We start from the raw sequence: 21,536 nt of genomic DNA, 5'->3' as shown, positions 1-21,536 counted from the left end.
GGTTATCTTTATGGTAACTAATTTAATTCCTTTCATTAACTACGCGCGTTAACGACTTATGGATTTATTTTCTTCAAAAGAATAATAAGTGTTTTATATCAGTATATTCTATGAAAAATTTCACGAAAGCAATAATTTCAACCTTTTTTTTAACTATTAATTTTTATTTATTCAGTCAAAACCAAGAACTTAGCCCTTCAAATTTTAATGACTCTATTCAGAATAGAGGAATTCAATTACTCGATGTAAGAACCTCTAACGAGTATAATCAAGGCCATATTAAAGATGCATTTCAAGCCGATTGGAATTCTAGCGATCAGTTTAAAGAACGGGTTTTATCTTTGGATAAAAATAAACCCGTTTATGTTTATTGTTTAGCAGGTTCTAGAAGTTCAGCAGCTCAAAAATGGCTTATAAAAGAAGGTTTCAAAACAGTTGTCAATTTAAAGGGAGGGATAAACGCTTGGAATTTAGAGGATCTCCCATTAGAAGGAAAGAAAGATGTGGAACAAATAAAACTCTCTGATTTTTTAAATTCTATCCCAAAAGACAAAACAATTTTAATTGATATCGGGGCAGAATGGTGTCCACCGTGCAAGAAAATGAAGCCAATTATAGAAGAGCTGGAACAAGAAGGAATTGTAATTCTGAAAATAGACGGCGGAGCTCAAACTCAATTAGCAAAGGACTTAAAAGCAGAAACATTCCCCACTTTTATAGTTTACAGAAACGGAATAGAAAGTAAGAGAGTGAGTGGTGCTTGTTCGAAAACGAAACTGAAAGAATTGCTGGACTAGCTTTTTATTTACTCAAAAGAGCGATTGCTTCTTCCCTATCTTTCCAAATATCATCCAAAGTAAGTTGAAAAGCTGGATTTCTACTTAACCAACCTTCCAAATAGTGTTTATGAATCATCACTTTCCAATCACTTACTTGATTTGGATCAATACGCTGTTCACGAACCAGTCTAGGAATAATTCTTTCCAAACCATTCGAAGTATCCGTATAATCGAAGCGCTCACCGTTATATCGAAGATAACAATGACATTCAGGAATATTGGAATAGGGTTTATCCTCAAAGAAACCAGTCAATTTAGAATGAGTTTCTTCATTCATTAAAAAAATCCCTGCAATCAATTCAATTTCAGGATGACTATTTTCTAAAGCCAGTTCGGACAACAAGGCATGTTTTGATGAACACGTTCCCTTCGCTTCTGAAAGCACCAAACTAAAATCTTCCCGATTGGCATTCCGACCATAAGGAAGCTGCGCTATGTAATCACACGCTTCTTTAAATGAGTTGATCCCCTTGTTTCGAAAAGAATCAGAATAAGGCTCGTTAGATGTAAGTTCGAAGTCAATCATATTAATTATAAATGAGGTAATTATCAATTATCAAGAACTGAATCTCTTCTTGATAATTATTCCATTGATCATTTATAATTACATCCCAGGCATCCCGCCTTTCATCCCCTTCATTTGCTTCATCATACCCATCATGTTCTTCGGATTACTCATCATTTTCATCATTTTCTTTGTATCCTCAAACTGTTTCAGTAATTTATTCACTTCTTGAATATTCGTTCCTGAACCATTGGCAATTCGTGTTTTACGTGTACCATTCATCAAAGAAGGATTTGCACGTTCTTTTGGAGTCATTGAAAAAATAATCGCTTCAATATGCTTAAACGCATCATCCTGAATATCCACATCTTTCACAGCCTTTCCCATTCCCGGAATCATTCCCATCAAATCTTTGACGTTACCCATCTTTTTGATTTGCTGAATTTGACCTAAGAAATCGTTGAAATCAAACTGATCTTTTTGAATACGTTTCTGAAGTTTACGCGCTTCTTCTTCGTTGAATTGTTCTTGAGCACGTTCCACTAAGGACACAACATCACCCATTCCCAAAATACGATCAGCCATTCGTTTCGGATAGAATACATCCAATGCATCCATCTTCTCGCCCGTTCCAACAAACTTGATGGGCTTATCTACAATTGACTTAATTGACAATGCAGCTCCACCACGTGTATCACCATCTAATTTGGTTAATACAACGCCATCAAAATTGATACGGTCATTAAAAGCTTTTGCAGTATTTACAGCATCCTGACCTGTCATGGAATCCACCACAAACAACGTTTCAGTAGGATTAATTGCTTTTTTAACACGTGCAATTTCATCCATCATTGCCTCATCAACAGCCAAACGACCAGCAGTATCGACAATCACTACATTAAAACCTTTACTTCTTGCGTAAATAACCGCATCTGTTGCAATTTTAACAGGATCTTTTTCTTCTTTATTGGAGTAAACCTCTATTCCCAATTGCTCGCCAAGAACATGCAACTGATCAATCGCAGCAGGACGGTAAACGTCACAAGCAACTAATAGTGGCTTTTTATTCTTTTTTGTTTGAAGGTAATTTGCCAATTTCCCAGAGAAAGTCGTTTTACCAGAACCTTGAAGTCCCGACATTAAAATGACTCCAGGTGTTCCTTGAATTTGGATTTCACTTTCGTTCCCTCCCATTAACTCAACCAACTCCTCATGACAAATCTTAATCATTAACTGACTAGGAGAAATTGCCGTTAACACATTCTCACCCATTGCTTTATCTTTCACACGAACCGTGAAATCTTTAGCAGTTTTAAAATTCACATCGGCATCAAGAAGCGCTCTACGAACCTCTTTTAATGTTTCTGCAACATTTATTTCAGTAATTTGTCCTTGTCCTTTTAAGACTTTAAAGGCGCGTTCAAACTTATCGGTAAGATTATCAAACATGTTATTGAGCGATTTTTTTGAGACACAAAGATACGACTAATTCAAAATGCAAAATTCAAAATGCAAAATTATTGTCGAAGCAAAAATTCCCTAAATCTCTTTTTGAATTTTCAGTTCAGAATTTAACTAAAGCACTATATCCGACTAAACCAAGAGATTGTGTCATTATGCCACCAATGAAAGTAGAATCGTTTACAAACGAAAGTGTACCCGCCAAGCGGTAACTATTCACACTTTGAGGATGATCTTTTAGATTCATATAGGTTAAGCGTTTTTTATTGCTTCCATTCGCATCCATGATCCACCAATCTGCTCCTTGCAACTGACCTGGAAAAATATCACATCCTTCCCCACTCATATATACAATTCGTTGTCCATTTGGAGTATAGGTTGGTGCCTGTGAAAAACTTTCTGTGGTGAGTTTGGTCGTATTTCCTGTCGTTAAATCAATCCGATAAATAGGTGTCGCTACCAAATTATGAGATTCAAACGTACTGTAAACCAATATATCTGTTTTTGAAGGACTAATACTTTCCACTTCTCCACCAGCCAATTCATTATTTGGTTGATACGTACGAACATTTGAAAAAACAGGTTGCGGATTCCAAGTCACATCTACCACTTTAAACACATAAGCTCCAGCTGCTAAATTCAAATCCAAAAAAACGGGCGCTTGGATGCGTTCTGTCCATGAAAACATCGTTCCATCACTAGAAATAGCTCCATGAATAATTCCATGGTTGTAATCATTGGGAAAATTGGTCATTTGCCAAGCCTGACTTCCATCTCGTTTGATAATCCATAAATCAGTGTATGCTCCGTAGCCTGGAATGGCATCTTCAGGAGTTCTCGTATGACCACTTTCGGTTACATAATCCGTTTTTTCAACGTAACAGTACAAATATTGACCAGTTGGATCCCATTCTTCAGCCCATTGATGCCTGTTTGAAGCCCAACCTGGGTAAGTTAGCTGTGTCTCTCCTGTTCCATCGAAATTCGAAATATAAATCTTGTAAGTTCCGTCAGGATCTGGTTTACTGTAAGCCACACTGTTTGTTGCTTGGTTGTAAATAACGCCCATTGCACTTTCCTTATAAACTTCCATTGAAGCGTAAGTAGTACCACTGTTGATAGGATCTACGGTTTTCTTTTTACAAGAAATTAGAATAAAGCCAATCAGTAAAAAAGAAAATAAAACAGTAGTAGCTTTCATAATCAATCACTTACAATTACGAACGAATATATTACATAATTACGAATGGGAAAGACGTAAGACAATAGACGCAAGACTGAAAATTAGTCTATTGTCTTTCATCTGAAGTCTTTTTCAGTCCCAATTTGGAATTTTTTCTACTATAAACGAAGTAAATCACCAAACCGATACATAGCCAAATAACAAAAGCTATCCAATTTCTAAGTTCAATCTGACTCATCATGTACAAACAAGAAAGCAATCCCAAAAGCGGAATCAACGACAAATTCTTGCGAATCGTAACAATGGTAATAAACAGAGTAAACAAGATAAAAATCCATGTTGGAATCTTATGTGCAAAATGAGAGAATCCACTATTGTATAATCGCTTTCCAGAAACTCCAATTGGCTTTAAGGCATTTTCAATAGAAATCTTTGGCCCTTGCTCAAAATACTTCTCCAAATCAGAATCCATTAGCTTCAATCCTTTTTCATCGTATCCTTCCAAAAAATGAATCAATCGGTCTTTTGTTTTTTGATCCAACTCAGAAGCTATTTCCGCTTTCGATGAGCTTTTGATTCCTCTCAAAGAAGTTTTCAAGTCAATTTTTGGTTCTTGCTCGAAATAGGCCAGCAAATCAGATCCAACAAGAGAAAATCCAGCTTTATCGACTAAAATGATACTTTCTTTCAACTGAGCAGATTCCTTTTCCGATAAATCAACAATCAAATCTTTTGTTTCTTTCAATTCCGATTGATTGGTTAGGAATCCCATTAATTCAGGTTTATATTGAGTAAATCCAAGAATAATTGCTCCAGCTACTAAAAACGGTAATACATATTTCCCATTCATATAAGGAGTTCTGAATTTTCCACGAGGAATATCCGTTCTGTTTTGAAGAATCAATACTCCACCGCAAACAAGTACAAAAGCAAATAGAGTTCCGATACTACACAAATCCGTTACCATCGTCAAATTCATGAATAATGCTGGAACTGCAACAACAAAACCAACAACGATAGTTGCAAATGAAGGTGTTTTGTATTTCGGGTGTACTTTCGAAAATTTCTTTGGCAACAATCCATCTCGAGACATCGACATCCATATACGTGGCTGCCCCATTTGGAATACCAACAAGACGGAAGCCATCGCAATAACGGCAGAAACAGCAATTATTCCCGACATCCATTTCAAATCTATTTCGCGGAATACAAATGCCAAAGGATCACCAACAGCCAATACTTTGTAATTCACTAAACCTGTCAAAATCAGAGAAATAATCACATACAGAATAGTACAAATGATAATTGCCCACATCATTCCTCGAGGCAAATCTCGTTGTGGGTTTTCACATTCTTCAGCAGTTGTTGAAATGGCGTCAAATCCAATATAGGCAAAGAAAACAGCTGAAACTCCTTTCAAAATCCCAGAAACACCATTAGGCGCAAACGGACTCCAATTATCTGTGTCTACATAAAAAATACCCACAGCAATGACCAGTAAAATAATCGCTAATTTAATGATTACCATCACATTGCTCGCATTCCGACTTTCCTTCATTCCACGGTAAACAAGCCATGTAATCAATACAATGATAAACAGTGCTGGTAAATCAAAAATAAGGTGAAAATTAAAAATTGTTGGGGCTGTTTCCCATGCCTTATGAGCAGCTTGTAAACTAGCATCTAAGTTCTCAAAGTTTTTACCTCCCTGAATAAGAGCTTCCGCCTCATTGTATCCATTATACGCAGTCAGGTAATCAGTCTGAATCCATTGCGGGAGATGAATATTGACGCCTTCCAACATTCCAGTGAAATAATCACTCCAACTGATGGCCACCGTAATGTTTCCAATGGCATATTCCATGATGAGTGCCCAGCCAATTGTCCATGCAATGATTTCACCAAAAGCAACATAAGAATAGGTATAAGCAGACCCTGCAACTGGAACCATGGAAGCAAATTCAGCATATGCAAAAGCAGCAAATCCGCATGCAATGGCAGTGAAAATAAACAAGAAAATGACAGCTGGCCCACCATTTGAACTAGCTTCACCAATGGTTGAGAAAATTCCAGCTCCAATAATAGCCGCTATTCCAAAAGCTGCTAAATCCCTCACTTTTAAGTGTTTTCCAAGCGTATCATGCCCATCAGCTTGACTTTGTTCGCTAGCTGTCAAGATATCTTGAACTGTTTTTTTTCGAAAGAGGGAATTTTGTTTCATAGTTCTTTGCAAGGAAAGCAAATGTAAGAATATTCCAAAATTAGCGTTACTTAAACCAAAAATGAGCTTATATTCAAAATCCAAAATTTAATTATCTTTACCGCATTATTTTACTTGTATGCTGAAAATTAATCTAATCCTAATTCCTACGCTATTATTAGCGACTTGCGAATTATTTGCCCAATCAAAAGTAGATTTTGATCATTATCAAACAATGGGCTCAAACGGCTCAATACCAGATGACTTCAGTCTTTCCACCTATCAAAAAGTAGAACGAGATATAAAAGTTGACCGTCCTGATTTAGCACCTTCCCTAAGAAGAAAATTTTATACAGGAATTCACACAAGCATTGATGAAATTATTCATTCAGAAGTGTGTTTATTCGGTGATCTTATTTCTATTTATGTGAGAGATATTGCTAAAAATTTGTTGAAAGACGACCCAACAACATTCAATGAATTGCGTTTCTACACCTTAAAATCGAATGAAACGAATGCTTTCTCAACCGATCAAGGAGTTATATTCGTAACCACTGGGTTAGTTTCCCAAGTAAGTAGTGAAGCCCAAATTGCTTATGTTTTGGCGCATGAAATTGCCCATTACAAGAGAAAACACGTTTTGGAGCGCTTCAAACAAAAAACGGTTTTGAAAAACGCTAACTACTACGAATTAAGCACTTACAGCAAGGATAGAGAATTAGAAGCTGATTCTGATGCAATTGAATTGTATAAAAAAGCAGGATACGATGAAGCTTTAATCGAACCTACTTTTGATGTATTGATGTACGCTTACTTGCCATTTGATGAAGTAAAAATACCAATGGACTTCTTTAATTCAAAAGAATTCTACATGCCTTCATTTAAATTTCCGAAAGAAGAATTCCCTATTACAGCAGAAGAAAACTATAACGATAGCAAGAGTTCTCATCCAAATATCTCAAAACGCAAGAAACAAGTTGTAGATGTGTTAGAAAAAGGAACTAGCTGGAAAGGAAATGCAACAGTAGTTGGCGGAAATCGTTTTGCGGAAATTAGAAACATTGCACGATTTGAATCTATCAGAAATAGCATATTAGCTTTGGACTTAACAAACGCTTTGTATTCCATATATGTATTGGAAAAAGAGTTTCCAAATTCAGAATATTTGAAATCAATGAAAGCTAAAACATGGCTTGCTTTGGCACAGTCAAAATCTGCATCCTTGTCCAAACCTTTTGAAACTAAATTACACAAAGAAGGAGAAATTGCTATCCTTCATTCTATTTTAAAGAAAATGGAAAAGGCAGAAATGTCCACCATTGCTTTAAGAGAAATCTATGATATCAAGTCAAGTAATCCCAACAATTCAGAAATTCAAGCTATTTACCAAAGAATGGTGGAAACTGCTGCAACTACAAAGCAATTTTCATTGGAGGCATTTTCGAAGTACGATTACAGCACTGCAATTGTAAAAAACAAAGACTACAATGATTCAATCGCTAAAATTCCGGTGGATACCTTGAAGAAGAATGAAGCAGTTCAAAACACAGGTTCTAAATACGATAAAATCAAGAAAAAGCGAACTGCAGATGGAAACATTGATGCGCAAGTATTTGATTCAACAAATTATTACCTCTATGGTATGCATGATATTATGTCGGATAGCGGATTTGTAAAGCAATTCAAACTTGCGTATAATAAATCATTGAATAGCAAAGAAAAGGATTCTTTAGCACGCGAAAACAAATCAAAATTAATTCCAACAATTCCTGATTTGAAATCAAAATCCATTGCTTTAGTAGATACAGATGTTGAAATTGCTGAATCTTCTAAAAAAACGATCAAACTTTCAGAATCAATCAAAACACATGCTACAGAATTAATCTTAGCTGAAGGTAGCAAAAATGGATATACAATCAATACAGACAATGCTCCTAATAACTTAACGATTGAAGGAATCAATGCATTCATGTATATCAAATCTGCCTTAAGACAGAATGAGAATTATGGAAAAGTAGATTTTTTCCCCATCGATTATGTAGTTATTGAAGAAATGTCTAAGAAATATAATTCAGATGTCATTTTGATTCCAACCATTTTTTACTTGGATCAGAAAAAAAGTGAACCGATGGAAATCGCAAGACCCGTTCTTGCAACGTGGTATATTCCTCCTGTGGCATTGATGTTACTGACAGGAAAACTTCTAGATTCTCAAAAAACATTAATCAATTTCATTGGAATTGACTTAAAGACTGGACATGCAGATTATTCGGAAGTTTACTTAATTAGTGGAAGACCTTCCAAAGTACTTCTAGGATCTAAGTATTACGAAATTTTCAAATCAACAAATTAATCAGACATGTCTAAATTAATAACAACATTGATTGTTGGAATTTTATTTCTTTCCGCAGCACATTCATACGGACAAACAACTTCAGCAAAGAAAAAATCAACTATTGGATTCTATGGTAAGCGCTTCGTGATGCAATTTGGAGGGGGTATTCATCACAATACTTTACTGAAATTTGCCAGTTCCTATGAAAGAGATATGAGAAATAGTACTTATTATGAAAAATATAGGAGTGAAACGAAGTCAGATCAATTTAATTATAGTGTTTATGGAAATCTTGGGGTTGTAATCGGTAAACGAACTACTTTCTCTGTGGATTTCAATTATTACTTTGGAAACATGGTTCTTAGAGGCTATGGAGGGAAGGAATTTTATGACAACTTGGGGAACTATACTTCCATAGCAGGAATTGACGGTAGAATTTCATACAATACGATTCGAATCATGCCCCGAATAGAAATAGGATCTCGAAGCTCAAGTGCACCTGTTGGCTTGGTAAATGTTTTGGGAATAGGTGTAGAAATGTCTAAAGCAAAATCAGGAAGATATATAATGGTAGACCCTCAATATATCTCTGCGATTGGAAACCCTTACGAAAAGAACATGACCTTTGTTGATGAGTTTGCATTCAATCTCACGGTTCAATATGGTTTAGAATATCGTCTACCAATAACCAAAAATATTGCTTGGAATTTTGGTGGATATCTCCATTTGAACTTACCTATTTCTGTCATCGCAAATGAGTTTATTGGTTTAGATTTCGGCGATTACGATCCTTACGGAAATAAAAACTGGGATCGAGAAATGAAAGATCGTTTATCGTTGACAAGACTTCAAAATTTATTTAGTTTGCGTACAGGCTTAGTAATTATGCTTTAAATCTTTTGAATGTACAAACTAACAATTCATCTTCTGTGGATTATTTTAGTGAGTTCTTCCTATTCTTTTTCTCAAACGAACAACGAAGTAGGTAGACCTAAAAAGAACAAACAAGCTATTGGATTTTATGGCAACCGTTTTTTTATTCAATTGGGAGGAGGAATTCATCACAACAGTATTTTGAAGATTATTAGTCGCAATGAACGACATTACCGTCAATACTATTACCAGTATTTAGGAGGTTCCAAAAATGCGGATCAATTTAATTACAGTGTTTATGGAAATTTAGGAGTACAATTAAACCCGAATATTGCCTTAACAGTTGATTTCAATTACTATTTCGGGAATATGTTCATTGATAATTATGGATATAGAGAAGTCTACAATGAGAATACTTCGAGCATGGAAATCACACTTGGAAGAACAGCTCGGATTAACTACCGCACGATTCGAATAATGCCCAAAATTGAACTTGGTTTACATGGTTCCAATTCCCCCATCGGATTAGTCAATGTAATTGGTTTGGGCGTTGAATTGTCAACTGGAGTTTCTAAAAATTATGATGCTTTCATCAATGATGAATACAATTATCTGGAACAAACTACCACTGGAACCTACGCTCCCAACACTCCCTTTTCTTTTTCCAGGAAACCAGGAATTAACATCACTGCCTTATACGGATTGGAATATAGATATCCATTAACCAAAAGTATCGCATTAAATTTTGGCGGCTATTTAACCTTAAATATTCCTGTTCAGGCCTGGTTAACAGATGCAGATATTTTTGGGAAAATCGATATGAAAACAGATTCTTGGAAATTTTCAAGACAATTATCTATTTACCGTTTTCAAAATTTGGCAAGTTTTAGAGTTGGAGTCATGTTTATGCTTTAAAGCATAAATCCATATTCAAAACCACACCTTTCTATTCTTTTTTATATCTTCACCCTGTTAGTAATAACCTATTTATAATCATTTTAATCCAACTAAAATGAAAGCTTCTATTCTACTATTATTCCTTTTGGCTGTATTTTCAATACATTCTCAAGATCTTAGCTTTTACAATAAGCGATTTCAATTGACACTTGGAGCTGGAGGAAACTTCAACCTCGTTTCATACCTATCAGATGGAAATGAACGTTCTTTTAGAAGTTACCACAGAGGCACTGAATTTTATAAAAAATCCTCCAAAGGACTTTTTAATTATTCCTTTCATGCAACGGTTGGCTATTCATTAACCAAAAAACTGGGATTATCAATAGACTTCAATTACTTACATGGAAGCGCACTCTCACTAAGAGCTTATAATGTAAAGTACACGCAATCTTATGATGTAAGATTCGAATATAGAAGCTATCGAATAATGCCTCGTGTTGAATTTAGCGCAAAGAATAATTCAAATGCCCCTGTCGGACTCACTTATATCGTCGGATTGGGTATCGAATTTACTGTAGGTATTTCAAAAAATTACCCATCGAATTATTACACATACAATACGTACGAAAAAGTATTCAAGTATCAAAAAATCAGTTTCTCCCGATCTCCAAAACTAGCAATGACTTCACTTTTGGGAGCTGAATATAGAATACCAATTACTCGATGGATGGCAATAAATCTTGGTGGTTATTTCCATTTAAATCTCAACCCTTCATTGATAATCTTCAATTCGGAGTATTCCTCCCCTGATGATAGAAATGAACGAAAGATACTACAATCGAGACTTTCCAATTTATTCAGTTGCAGAGCTGGAGTCATGTTTATGATTTAAAGCATAAATTAATTTTCCAACCTTTTTGTTAAATAAGCATTTAAAAAGGAAACAAATGTTACCATTTAAATAAAAACGGAAAAGGTAATCATGTAATGTTGTAATTTTAGAAAAAAATAAACTATGAAATTAAATTTACTATTAGCTACGAGCTTACTTACAGGAGCTGCATTTGGTCAGTTCACACAAGCAAATGAACCAACAATTGGGAATACGCGTATCATGTACGTTCTAGATTCTAACGCAGTAAATTACGCTACTGCAACTGCGACATGGGATTACAGTACCACTATTGGTTACCCTAATTCATCTAAAACAGTTCTTGTTGTTGATGCTACTACAACTGCAAATGCGAGTAACTATGCTGGTGCTACAAAAGCAATTGAAATCCCAGGTTTTACAACAAGTTATTTTTCTTCTACAGCTAGTGATCGATCATCTCAAGGATACGTTTTCGAAACTGGACCTGGTCAAACAGTTCAAGTTAGATTCGATGCGAATCCAGCAAAATTAATGAATTATCCCTATGCTTTAACAAATACGCTGACCGATACTTACTCAGGTGACTCTCAAGTTCCGGTTCTTGGTAGTGCAGCAACATCAGGTACAATTACCACAACAGTTGATGGTACAGGAACATTGAAATTGAATGCTACAACTACACTGAACAACATTACTCGTTTCAAAATTGTTGATAATGCAACTGCTACTACATTAGCTGGGCCTGTAGTTGTTGAGAGAGTTCAATATGAATATTACGATCTTTCTGTTACTACAAATGGTTTACCTGTTTTTGTTCACTCAAATCTTAAAGTAACAAGTAATTTATTTAATTTGGATCAAACACTAGTTATGAGTAGTGTTGCTCCAGATGAGTATTTAGCGCTTTCTAAAAACAATAAAGCAACTTTTGGTGTGTATCCAAACCCTGCAAATGAATCAGTTCTTATTTCTGGATTATCTGGAAATGAAACAGTTTCTATTATTGACATGGCTGGAAGAACAATCTTGACTGCTCAAAACGCAGGAACATCACAATCATTCAATGTTTCTGATGTTCAAGCTGGTATTTATACAGTAGTAGTTCTTTCTAACGGAAATGCAACAACAAAAAAATTGACTATCAACTAATAAATAGTCATCATAACTTAGAAAAAGTCCCGCATATGTGGGACTTTTTTTGTTACCCTGACTTTCTTTTTTCTTTTTTCCTTTTTATTTCATAAATTAGCTACCCAATCTTTTGGAATAACTATTACTACAATTGAGGTATTTGGAAATTCAAATTTATTTTGATCCTTTGTACCAACTACGCAAATGAAAATGAAGAACTCTCTCCTTCTACTTACTGCTTGCCTTTTACTCCAAAGTAATTTATTTGCTCAATGTAATGCAGATGCAGGTCCTGATGTAACAGTTTGTCTTGGAGCATCCACAGTTCTCGGTGGAACTCCTGCTGGAACTGGGGCGGGAACATTAACTTACTCGTGGTCTCCAGCTACAGGACTCTCTTGTACTACATGTGCAAACCCAACACTCACAGCAACAAGTAATCAAACGTATACACTCACTGTTACCTCATCTTTAGGATGCACAGACGACAATAATGTGACGATTACAGTAGCACCTCCTCCAACAGCTTCATTTAACTTTACAGGCAACAACAGTTGTTCCAATATTCCCATTCAATTTACAAATACCTCCACTGGAACAGGACTCAGTTATGCTTGGAATTTTGGAGATCCTAGTTCTGGAGGACAAAATACTAGCTCTCAAACAAATCCTACACATCAATTCAATTTAGTTGGTACTGGAAGTCAAAATTACACAGTCACATTAGTTGTTACGAATTCAAATGGGTGTACCTCAACTATTAGCCAAACAGTTACAATTAATGCGCTTCCAAATCCAGCATTGATCGATCCGATTGCCGAAATGCGCAATTGTGATGGCTCAAACTTTACCATGACCGTTTTTGATGCTTCTTCAACTACGGCCATTTCAAACTATACTATTCAATGGGGAGACGGTACTCCAGACTTTAATTCAGGTACTTTTCCTGGAGGTGGATTATCTCATAATTACACCACTGCAGAGATTTTTACGTTGGATTATACCGTAACTGGAAATAATGGCTGTGTTCAAACGGTTTCCTACAACATTGCGAATATTACTAATCCGGCTATTGGTGCTGCAAATCCAGGAGCTACAACAGGCTGTGGACCAATAACACTTTGTTTTCCACTGAGTAATTATACCTCCAATCACAACACCACTTTTTACGTGGTCAATTACGGAGATGGGTCACCTACAGACACCTTATCTCATCCTCCTCCAGCAACTATTTGTCATACTTACACAACTTCATCATGCGGACAAGCTGGTAATCAATTTGTATTCCGAATTAAAGCAATTAATTTGTGTGATAGCAGTGAAGCTTCTATCTCCCCTATCCGTGTTTATACTGGACCGCAGGCGAATTTCAATGTTGCAGCAGTAAACAATTGTGTTGGCTCAGCAGTTTCCTTTATAAATTCCACTCAAACGGGATTTAACAGTGCCTGTAGCTCAAATACAGTATTCCAATGGAACTTTGGAGATGGACAAACATTAACAACAACTACTGCTACAAGTCCAACACATATTTACACAGCTCCAGGAACATATACAGTAACGCTAACAACCACAAATACGTGTAGTGTAAATGTGATAACACGCACAGTATGTATTGAAAGTCCACCCACTCCTTCGTTTACAATTACTCCTACTTCAGCGTGTATTCCATTTACTGCTCAAGTAACAGATGCATCAAACTTAGCAAACACTTGTAATGTAACGAGAACTTGGACAGTACTTTTCAATGGAAGTCCTTGTTTACCAGCTTCAGGAGGTTTCTCATTCGTGGGGGGAACTAATGCTTCATCTGTTAATCCTCAAATTCAATTCACACAAGCTGGAAACTATACGGTAAGACTTACTTTAAGCAATTCATGCGGGTCTTTTGTTACCAATCAGCCAATCGTTGCTCAAAAACCGCCACAAGTGATCATTAATACAGTTCCAAGTGTTTGTGCTGGTTTAAGTGTCAGCCCAACAGCAAGCGTTATTGATTGTTTAGAACCCTCCGATTCCTATTTATGGACTTTTACGGGAGGTTCTCCAAATAGTGTAGCAACGCTTGTTCCTGGAGCAATTTCATATCCAACTGCTGGAACATTTCCTATTTCATTGGCCGTAACGAATGCCTGCGGAACAACAACTGCAAATGCATCCGTGGTTATCCGACCAATTCCTCCAGTCCTCAATCCGCAAGTAAACAGCCCAGTTTGTGCAGGAAGTACTGCCAATTTCACTTCGGATGCTTCTGCTTCCACAACTTATTCTTGGACTGGACCAAATTCATTTACGAGTAATCAGCAAAACTTTAATCTCACGAACGTCACAGCTACTCAGGCAGGAACATACACCGTATTTGGAACTATGGCTGGTTGTCCAGGTCCGAGTTCATCCGTCACATTAATCGTAAATCCAATTCCCGTAATTACAGTGACACCTCCAAGTGCAACAATTTGTAATGGGCAATCCGTTTCCTTGACAGCTTCGGGAGCAACTTCTTATACTTGGAGTCCAGCAACTGGATTATCTGCAACCAATACAGCAACTGTAACTGCAAATCCAACTGCTACTCAAACTTACACCATTGTGGGTTCCAACGGAACTTGTTCAGGAACTACAACTGCTATAATAACTGTGAATCCATTGCCAATTGTAAATGCAGGACCAAATGTCAATCTATGTAATCAACCCATTCCATTTACACTGACACCAACTCCAGCTGGAGGAACGTGGACGGGACCCAACGTAACATCTACAGGAATTTTCACTCCAAGCGGAACTGGAAGTTTCAACCTCGTTTATTCCTTCACGAATGGAAACGGTTGTACCAATACAGATACATTAATCGTCACCGTTACAGATCCAATTCCTGCTTTAGCAGGGCCTGATTCTTCCAAATGCTTCGGCTCTGGGACCATTACCTTAATCGGATCTCCAACAGGTGGAACTTGGAGCGGAACGAGTATTACAGCCGCTGGAATATTTACTCCAAACACCGTTGGAACACACGCATTGGTTTACACGTTTGGTACTGGAACTTGCTTATCGCGGGATACCATGCTCATGACCGTAAATCCATTGCCAATTGTTGACGCAGGACCGAATTTCGCAGTCTGTATCGATGCTGGAATTCAAAATCTAAACGGAACACCTCTTGGAGGAACTTGGACTGGAATTGGAATTACAAATCCAGTTGGAGAATTTACGCCTTCGGTTGCTGGAACTGGTCCAAAAACCTTAACATATTCCTTCACGAATGTAAATGGCTGTTCTGCTTCTGACAATCTGATTGTAACCGTAAATCCATTACCAATTGTAAATGCTGGACCAGATACCACTGCTTGTGATCAACCTAATCCATTTCAATTAACTGCATCTCCAGCGGGAGGAATTTGGACAGGAACGAATGTGAGTTCAACTGGAGTTTTTACCCCAAATGGAACTGGTAACTTTACGTTGACTTACACATTTACCAATGCAAATGGCTGTATTGCTAGTGATATACGAATTGTGACTGTTATAAGTCCGACACAACCAAATGCAGGCGTTGATTTTGCAGTTTGCATCGATGCTCCAAACGTTTCTTTAACTCCAACACCAACTGGAGGAACTTGGAGTGGTTCATTTACAACTCCAGCAGGCATTTTTAATCCAACAATTGCTGGAAGTTTTAATTTGGTTTATACTTTGGGATCAGGTGCATGTTTGCTAAGAGACACATTAGTTGCCCTTGTAAATCCATTGCCGATTGTAAATGCAGGAACTGATTTCTCCATTTGTATTGATGCAGGAATTCAAAACTTAGCCGGAACACCAACTGGAGGAACTTGGACAGGGATTGGAATTACAAATCCGACTGGAGAATTTACGCCTTCCGTTGCTGGAACTGGAGCAAAAACAATCACTTATTCATTTACTGATATAAATGGCTGCACTGCTTCAGATAATCTCATAATCACTGTAAATCCATTACCTGTTGTAAATGCAGGAATGGATACTACACTTTGTGACCAACCTCTTCCCATTCAATTTGTTGGATTACCAACTGGTGGAACTTGGTCTGGAACAGGAATTACCCCTTCAGGACTTTTCACTCCAAGTGTAGTTGGAACTTTTAATTTGATTTACACGTTCACAAATGGATTTGGTTGTACGAATTCCGATACGCGCATTGTAACTGTTGTCAGTCCAGCTTTGGCAAATGCAGGTACTGATTTAGAAGCTTGCATTGATGCTCCAACTATTCAGTTGACTGGAATGCCAATAACAGGAACTTGGACAGGAAGCTTTGTAAATGCAAGCGGATTGTTTAACCCAACGATTGCAGGAACTTTCCCTTTAGTGATTTCAAATGGTGCAGGAAACTGTTTAACAAGCGACACCATGCTATTCACTGTTCATCCTTTGCCAATCGTAAGTGTTGGGGTTGATGTTGAATTTTGTCAAAGCGATACTCCTGTTAACTTCTCTGGAAATCCAGCAAATGGCGTTTGGAGCGGAAATGGAATCACAGATGCTTCGTTAGGAACATTCGACCCAGCAATAGCTCCGATAGCTACAAACACCATCGTATATACATTTACAAATCCAACAACTGGTTGTATTAATCGCGATACGTTGCTTGCAACTGTTCATCCAATGCCCGTAGCGAATTTCACCTATAATCCGATTACTTGTATTGGAACGAATGAACTTTTCACAAATACAAGCACACTGGCGAATCAAAGTGATTGGAGCTTTGGAGATGGAACCTCCTCTTCTACTTCGAATACCAATCATACATACATATCAGCGGGCTTTTACGACATTCAATTACTGGTAACAACTTCTTTCGGCTGTTTAGATTCAATTAGCCATCAAATAGAAGTTCGAATTCCTCCAATGGCTGATTTTATTTTAGCTCCTGATTCTGCTTGTGGACCAATGTTGGTTTCTTTTACCGATTTATCTTTAGGTCAAAGCTTAACTTATAACTGGAATTATGGAAATGGACAAACAAGTACCAATCCAACTCCTCTTTCACAAACGTATCAAGCAAGTAATTTTAGTGATACCAGTTATACCATTACCTTGAACTTAACCAATTTCTGCGGAACCAGCAGTCATTCGGAACAAATAACTGTAATGCCTTCACCAACAGCTGTTTTTGGAACATCTACCAATATCCTCTGTACACCACTCATTCTGGACATGGTGAACAATAGTTTTGGTTTACCTGATACCTACGAATGGATTTTTGGTGACGGAACTACTTCTGACACATCTGGCACAACTCTTCAACACACTTTTTACACTGGAACAGAAGATACCACCTACACTATTCAACTTATTGTGAGCAATGAATGTGGTTCAGACACCGTGCAACATCAAATCACCGTTCTTCCACCACAAGTAAATGCATTTTTCAATATCGACAATCCGATGGGTTGTGTTCCTCACACCATCAATTTGAATCAATTTTCGCAAGGAGCCAGTTTTTCTTCTTGGGATTTTGGGGATGGAAATATTTCAAGTGTATACAATCCTTCACATACTTTTACAACTCCCGGAACATACATCGTTTCACTTTTCGCTGCAGGCTGTGGATTTGATACAACAACGACCATTGTTACTGTTCATCCCTTGCCTCAAATTGATTTTACCTCTCTGGATTCTGTTTGTGTGAATCAAGGATTTATCTTCAATAACTTGAGCTCGGGAATTGCTTCAATTAGCTGGGATTTTGGAGACGGAACAACTTCTACTCTAACCAACCCAACACACAGTTATTCGAGCGGTGGATTTTACACAGTAACCTTATCTGGGATTAGTCAAACTTATGGTTGTACAACACAAACATCAAAAACAATCAAGGTAAATCAAGGACCAACATCCCAATTTACACTTGGTCCAAATGCTGGTTGCGTGGACTTGACGGTTCAAATGACAAATACCAGTGCAGGAATAACAAGTCAAGCATGGAATTTTGGAGATGGAAATTCTTCTATTCAAACAAATCCAACGCACACATTTACAACTCCAGGTTCATACGCTGTTCAATTAATCGTACTGGATAATATCGGTTGTCCTGATACAGCAACACAAGTCGTTACGGTCTATCCTTTACCAACAGTTGATTTCACTTCAACTCCGATTGATCCTTGTATACAACCAACGGTCATTAATTTCACCAATCAAAGTGCCAATGCTGCTGGTTATCTTTGGAATTTCGGAAACGGTTTATCTTCTACTCTTACTAGTCCAAGTAGCACTTATCAACAAGTTGGCGATTACACTGTTTCCCTTGTCGCTACTTCCATTCACGGTTGTGTAGACAGCATTCAAAAAACCGTTTCATCGTACCAACTGGCAAGCGCATCCTTTGTAATCCCATCAGATTCTCTTTGTGTTGGGGAAGAAATACAATTACTAGTGAACTCCCAATTCGCTAATTCTATTTCATGGGAGATGGGAGATGGAACTATTTTGACAGGAAATTCGATCAATTACAGCTATGGCTCAAGCGGGAACTACAACATCGTTCTGATTGCTTATGGAGATGGAGGATGTAACGACACTGTAGCGACGAACAGTTCTATTACCGTATTGCCACAACCAACAGCGAACTTCAGTTATAGCAATGTAGAAGGACCAGAACCATTGAGTGGAATTGTAGCGTTTACCAATTTGAGCAGTTTAGCAGACTCTTATTCTTGGAGTTTTGGAAATGGAAACTATTCCGCCGAAGAAAATCCAACAGAACACTATGACAGTGATGGACAATTTGAAATCATATTAATAGCAAGTACCATTCATGGTTGCGCGGATACTGCGGTACAAAACATTACTGTCGATTTCTACTACGGCTTGTTTATTCCAAATGCGATGAGTCCTGGACATGCCGATTTCGAAGTAGCGAATTTCGTTCCGAAAGGAGTTGGTTTGAAGACCTTTGAATTGTTGATTTATGATGATTGGGGAAATCTCATTTGGTCTACAGATGCATTGGATGAAAATGGACGGCCAACTGGATATTGGGATGGAACCTACCGAGGAGTTCCTGTTCAACAGGATGCGTATGTCTGGAAAGCAACAGCAACTTTCAGAAATGAACAAGTTTGGGAAGGGAAAGAATATCCAAAAGGAAGAATTAAGCGATCTGGAACTGTAACTGTAATACGATAAGTCATGAGAGTAACCCTTTTAATCCTATTTCTAGTTATTGGAACAAAAAATATTCTTGCTCAGGATGCGAATTTTTCGCAGTTCTATAATAATCCCATTTATTACAATCCTTCCATGACAGCCGTAAATAATGGAATTGCCATTCGTTTAAATGCCCGGTCGTTATGGGGGCCGATTCCTGGAAGATTCAACACTTTTTCGTTCTCTGCGGAAGCACAAACAATGTACAAAATGGGATTAGGAATCATGGCCTACTCAGATGTTGGTGGAGAAGCCCTTTTGCGCACTGCAGGAGGTTATGTCAATTATTCTTACAGACCAGTTGATACGAAAAATTTCATCCTTCAGGCTGGAGTGAGTGGTGGATTTATTACTAAAAACATTGATTGGTCTAAATTGACATTTTCTGATCAACTACATGAAACAATGGGAAATGTGAACACGAGTAGTTTCAATCGACCAGGTTATAATACCGTTTCGTATGCAGATTTCAGCGCGGGATTAGTAGCGCGTTTCAATGGATCTGCTCGAAAACAAAGTGGAGCATTTAAAAGATTCAATGCAACAATTGGTGGGGCTATTCATCATTTATCACAACCCAAAGATGCCTTTTTGGGAGACAATGAGAAACTGCCGTTCAAATTGGTATTTCATGGGCAATCAAATCTTCTTTTCAACGAGTTTATTGTTTCTCCTGGAATTGTTTTCGAAATGCAAAATGAATTCAAGACATTTAGTATCGGAAGTAATTTTGTGAGTCAACCATTTATCATTGGAATTTGGTTTAGAAACAGAACAGCTGCACTCAATTTCAAGCATTATGATTCCTTTATTTTTACGCTTGGCTTAAACCTAAAAAGTAAATCTGAAACCATTTGGCGCGTAACTTACAACTTTGACATGACGATCTCTCGCTTAAAAACGAGCAGTTATGGAAGTCACGAGCTTTCGCTATTATTCGAAATACCAAACAGAGTATTGTTCTCTAGCAATGTGAATAGCAAAAATATGAAGAGACGTTATCGTTGTCCGAAGGAATTTAGTGGATTCTAGATAATTCCTAATTCCTAATTCCTAATTCCTAATTCCTAATTCCTAATTCCTAATTCCTAATTCCTAATTAAAAGAATTCTAAACTTAAATCCCTTGTTAAAAATCAGTACAAAAGTCGAAGCATAGTAGGGTAATACACTGGTAATAGTCGGGGGATCCATACTTGGTCTATGGAATCCGTGTTTTATCTCTTTGAGGTTACATTTTTGTGAAATAAAATTTTCTATTGAAAACAACTTCGAATTACACGGAGGTTTATTTTTCTACTGAGAATACAAATTTTACGCAGATAAACAAATTTAAAAATTCGTAATTCGGCATTCGTAATTGGATTAAACCCATTTCTTCTGCATCGCTAAACGAACCGCTTCTACTTTCGAATTCACATGGAGCTTTTCATAGATATTCGTCATGTGTTTTCGTACCGTGTGTGGACTAATAAAGAGTTCATCTGCAATAATGGTATAACTCTTACCTTGGGCTAAGCAATTCAAAATATCCATTTCACGTGAACTCAGCGGAGAATTTTCTTCCTGAATATTCGATTCTTTGTTTTGATTCTGAATGAAATTATAGGCTTTCTTCGCAATCATTGGAGCTAAAGGAGCTGCACCGAAGTTCAATACATTGTCTATTGCTAAATGAAGATTCGCGATGGATTCATCTTTCAATAAATAACCACTTGCTCCAGCTTGAATTGCCGAGAAGATCCGTTCTTCATCATCGAATACAGTAATCATGATAAAATGAATTTGCGGATACAGTGCTTTGGCTTGTTTCACAGCTTCAATACCATCTAAAACTGGCATGTCAATATCCATGAAAATAATTTCAGGCAACGTTGTTAATGTTGGTAGAATATGCAGAAACGCCTGTCCGTTATAAGCAGTTAAGGCAACTTTTACTCCTGATTTAGCTTCTAACTTTTCAGTCAAAATTTGTACATTGTAGACCTTGTCGTCAACGATTCCTATCGAACACATTCCCATAGTAACAAAAGTGATTCATTTTCGAAAGA

13 protein-coding genes are annotated in these 21,536 nt (G+C 37.2%); 8 read left to right on the top strand and 5 right to left on the bottom strand.

The window, feature by feature from the left end:
* Positions 1-110: 110 nt before the first annotated feature.
* Positions 111-797 carry a rhodanese-like domain-containing protein gene (locus tag FLUTA_RS14505; protein ID WP_013687643.1) on the top strand — a complete coding sequence of 229 codons (687 nt, stop codon included), beginning with the start codon at positions 111-113 and terminating at the stop codon, positions 795-797.
* A gap of 4 nt (positions 798-801) precedes the next feature.
* Here the strand turns inward: FLUTA_RS14505 and FLUTA_RS14500 are convergent, their stop codons facing one another.
* The 4 genes from FLUTA_RS14500 to FLUTA_RS14485 form a co-directional block, all read right to left on the bottom strand.
* Entirely contained in the window at positions 802-1,365 is a 564-nt protein-coding gene (locus FLUTA_RS14500; RefSeq protein ID WP_013687642.1) for a hypothetical protein, read from the bottom strand.
* Positions 1,366-1,443: 78 nt separating this feature from the next.
* Entirely contained in the window at positions 1,444-2,793 is a 1,350-nt protein-coding gene (ffh, locus tag FLUTA_RS14495; protein WP_013687641.1) for a signal recognition particle protein, read from the bottom strand.
* Positions 2,794-2,908: 115 nt separating this feature from the next.
* A complete protein-coding gene (locus tag FLUTA_RS14490) occupies positions 2,909-4,006 on the bottom strand; it encodes a TolB-like translocation protein (RefSeq protein ID WP_013687640.1) in 1,098 nt (365 codons plus the stop codon).
* A gap of 88 nt (positions 4,007-4,094) precedes the next feature.
* Positions 4,095-6,209 (bottom strand): amino acid permease, encoded by a 2,115-nt coding sequence (locus tag FLUTA_RS14485; protein ID WP_013687639.1) that lies wholly within the window; start codon positions 6,207-6,209, stop codon positions 4,095-4,097.
* Positions 6,210-6,327: 118 nt separating this feature from the next.
* Between FLUTA_RS14485 and FLUTA_RS14480 the strand changes: the two genes are divergently transcribed.
* The 7 genes from FLUTA_RS14480 (at position 6,328) to FLUTA_RS14450 (ending at position 20,518) form a co-directional block, all read left to right on the top strand.
* Complete coding sequence (locus FLUTA_RS14480; RefSeq protein WP_013687638.1) at positions 6,328-8,541, top strand: M48 family metallopeptidase; 2,214 nt, start codon at positions 6,328-6,330, stop codon at positions 8,539-8,541.
* A 6-nt stretch (positions 8,542-8,547) separates the two neighbouring features.
* Positions 8,548-9,417, top strand: a complete 870-nt coding sequence (locus FLUTA_RS14475) for a hypothetical protein (protein ID WP_013687637.1) — start codon at positions 8,548-8,550, stop codon at positions 9,415-9,417.
* A gap of 9 nt (positions 9,418-9,426) precedes the next feature.
* Positions 9,427-10,311: a BamA/TamA family outer membrane protein gene (locus tag FLUTA_RS14470; RefSeq protein ID WP_013687636.1), complete on the top strand. Its 885-nt coding sequence runs from the start codon at positions 9,427-9,429 to the stop codon at positions 10,309-10,311.
* Between the two features lie 97 nt (positions 10,312-10,408).
* Positions 10,409-11,185 (top strand): hypothetical protein, encoded by a 777-nt coding sequence (locus FLUTA_RS14465; protein WP_013687635.1) that lies wholly within the window; start codon positions 10,409-10,411, stop codon positions 11,183-11,185.
* 123 nt (positions 11,186-11,308) lie between these two features.
* Positions 11,309-12,316: a T9SS type A sorting domain-containing protein gene (locus FLUTA_RS14460; RefSeq protein ID WP_013687634.1), complete on the top strand. Its 1,008-nt coding sequence runs from the start codon at positions 11,309-11,311 to the stop codon at positions 12,314-12,316.
* Positions 12,317-12,508: 192 nt separating this feature from the next.
* Positions 12,509-19,465, top strand: a complete 6,957-nt coding sequence (locus FLUTA_RS14455; RefSeq protein WP_013687633.1) for a PKD domain-containing protein — start codon at positions 12,509-12,511, stop codon at positions 19,463-19,465.
* A 3-nt stretch (positions 19,466-19,468) separates the two neighbouring features.
* Positions 19,469-20,518 (top strand): PorP/SprF family type IX secretion system membrane protein, encoded by a 1,050-nt coding sequence (locus FLUTA_RS14450; protein ID WP_013687632.1) that lies wholly within the window; start codon positions 19,469-19,471, stop codon positions 20,516-20,518.
* A gap of 332 nt (positions 20,519-20,850) precedes the next feature.
* On the opposite strand, the gene FLUTA_RS14445 is transcribed toward FLUTA_RS14450, so the two are convergent.
* On the bottom strand, positions 20,851-21,507 hold the full coding sequence (locus FLUTA_RS14445; protein WP_013687631.1) for a response regulator transcription factor: 657 nt from the start codon (positions 21,505-21,507) through the stop codon (positions 20,851-20,853).
* Positions 21,508-21,536: the final 29 nt, after the last annotated feature.

The sequence above is a fragment of the Fluviicola taffensis DSM 16823 genome, from assembly GCF_000194605.1.
Classification (GTDB): Bacteria; Bacteroidota; Bacteroidia; order Flavobacteriales_D; family Crocinitomicaceae; genus Fluviicola; species Fluviicola taffensis.
The sequence above is the reverse complement of the archived record's forward strand: the minus strand, read 5'-3'. Positions and strand labels throughout refer to the sequence as shown.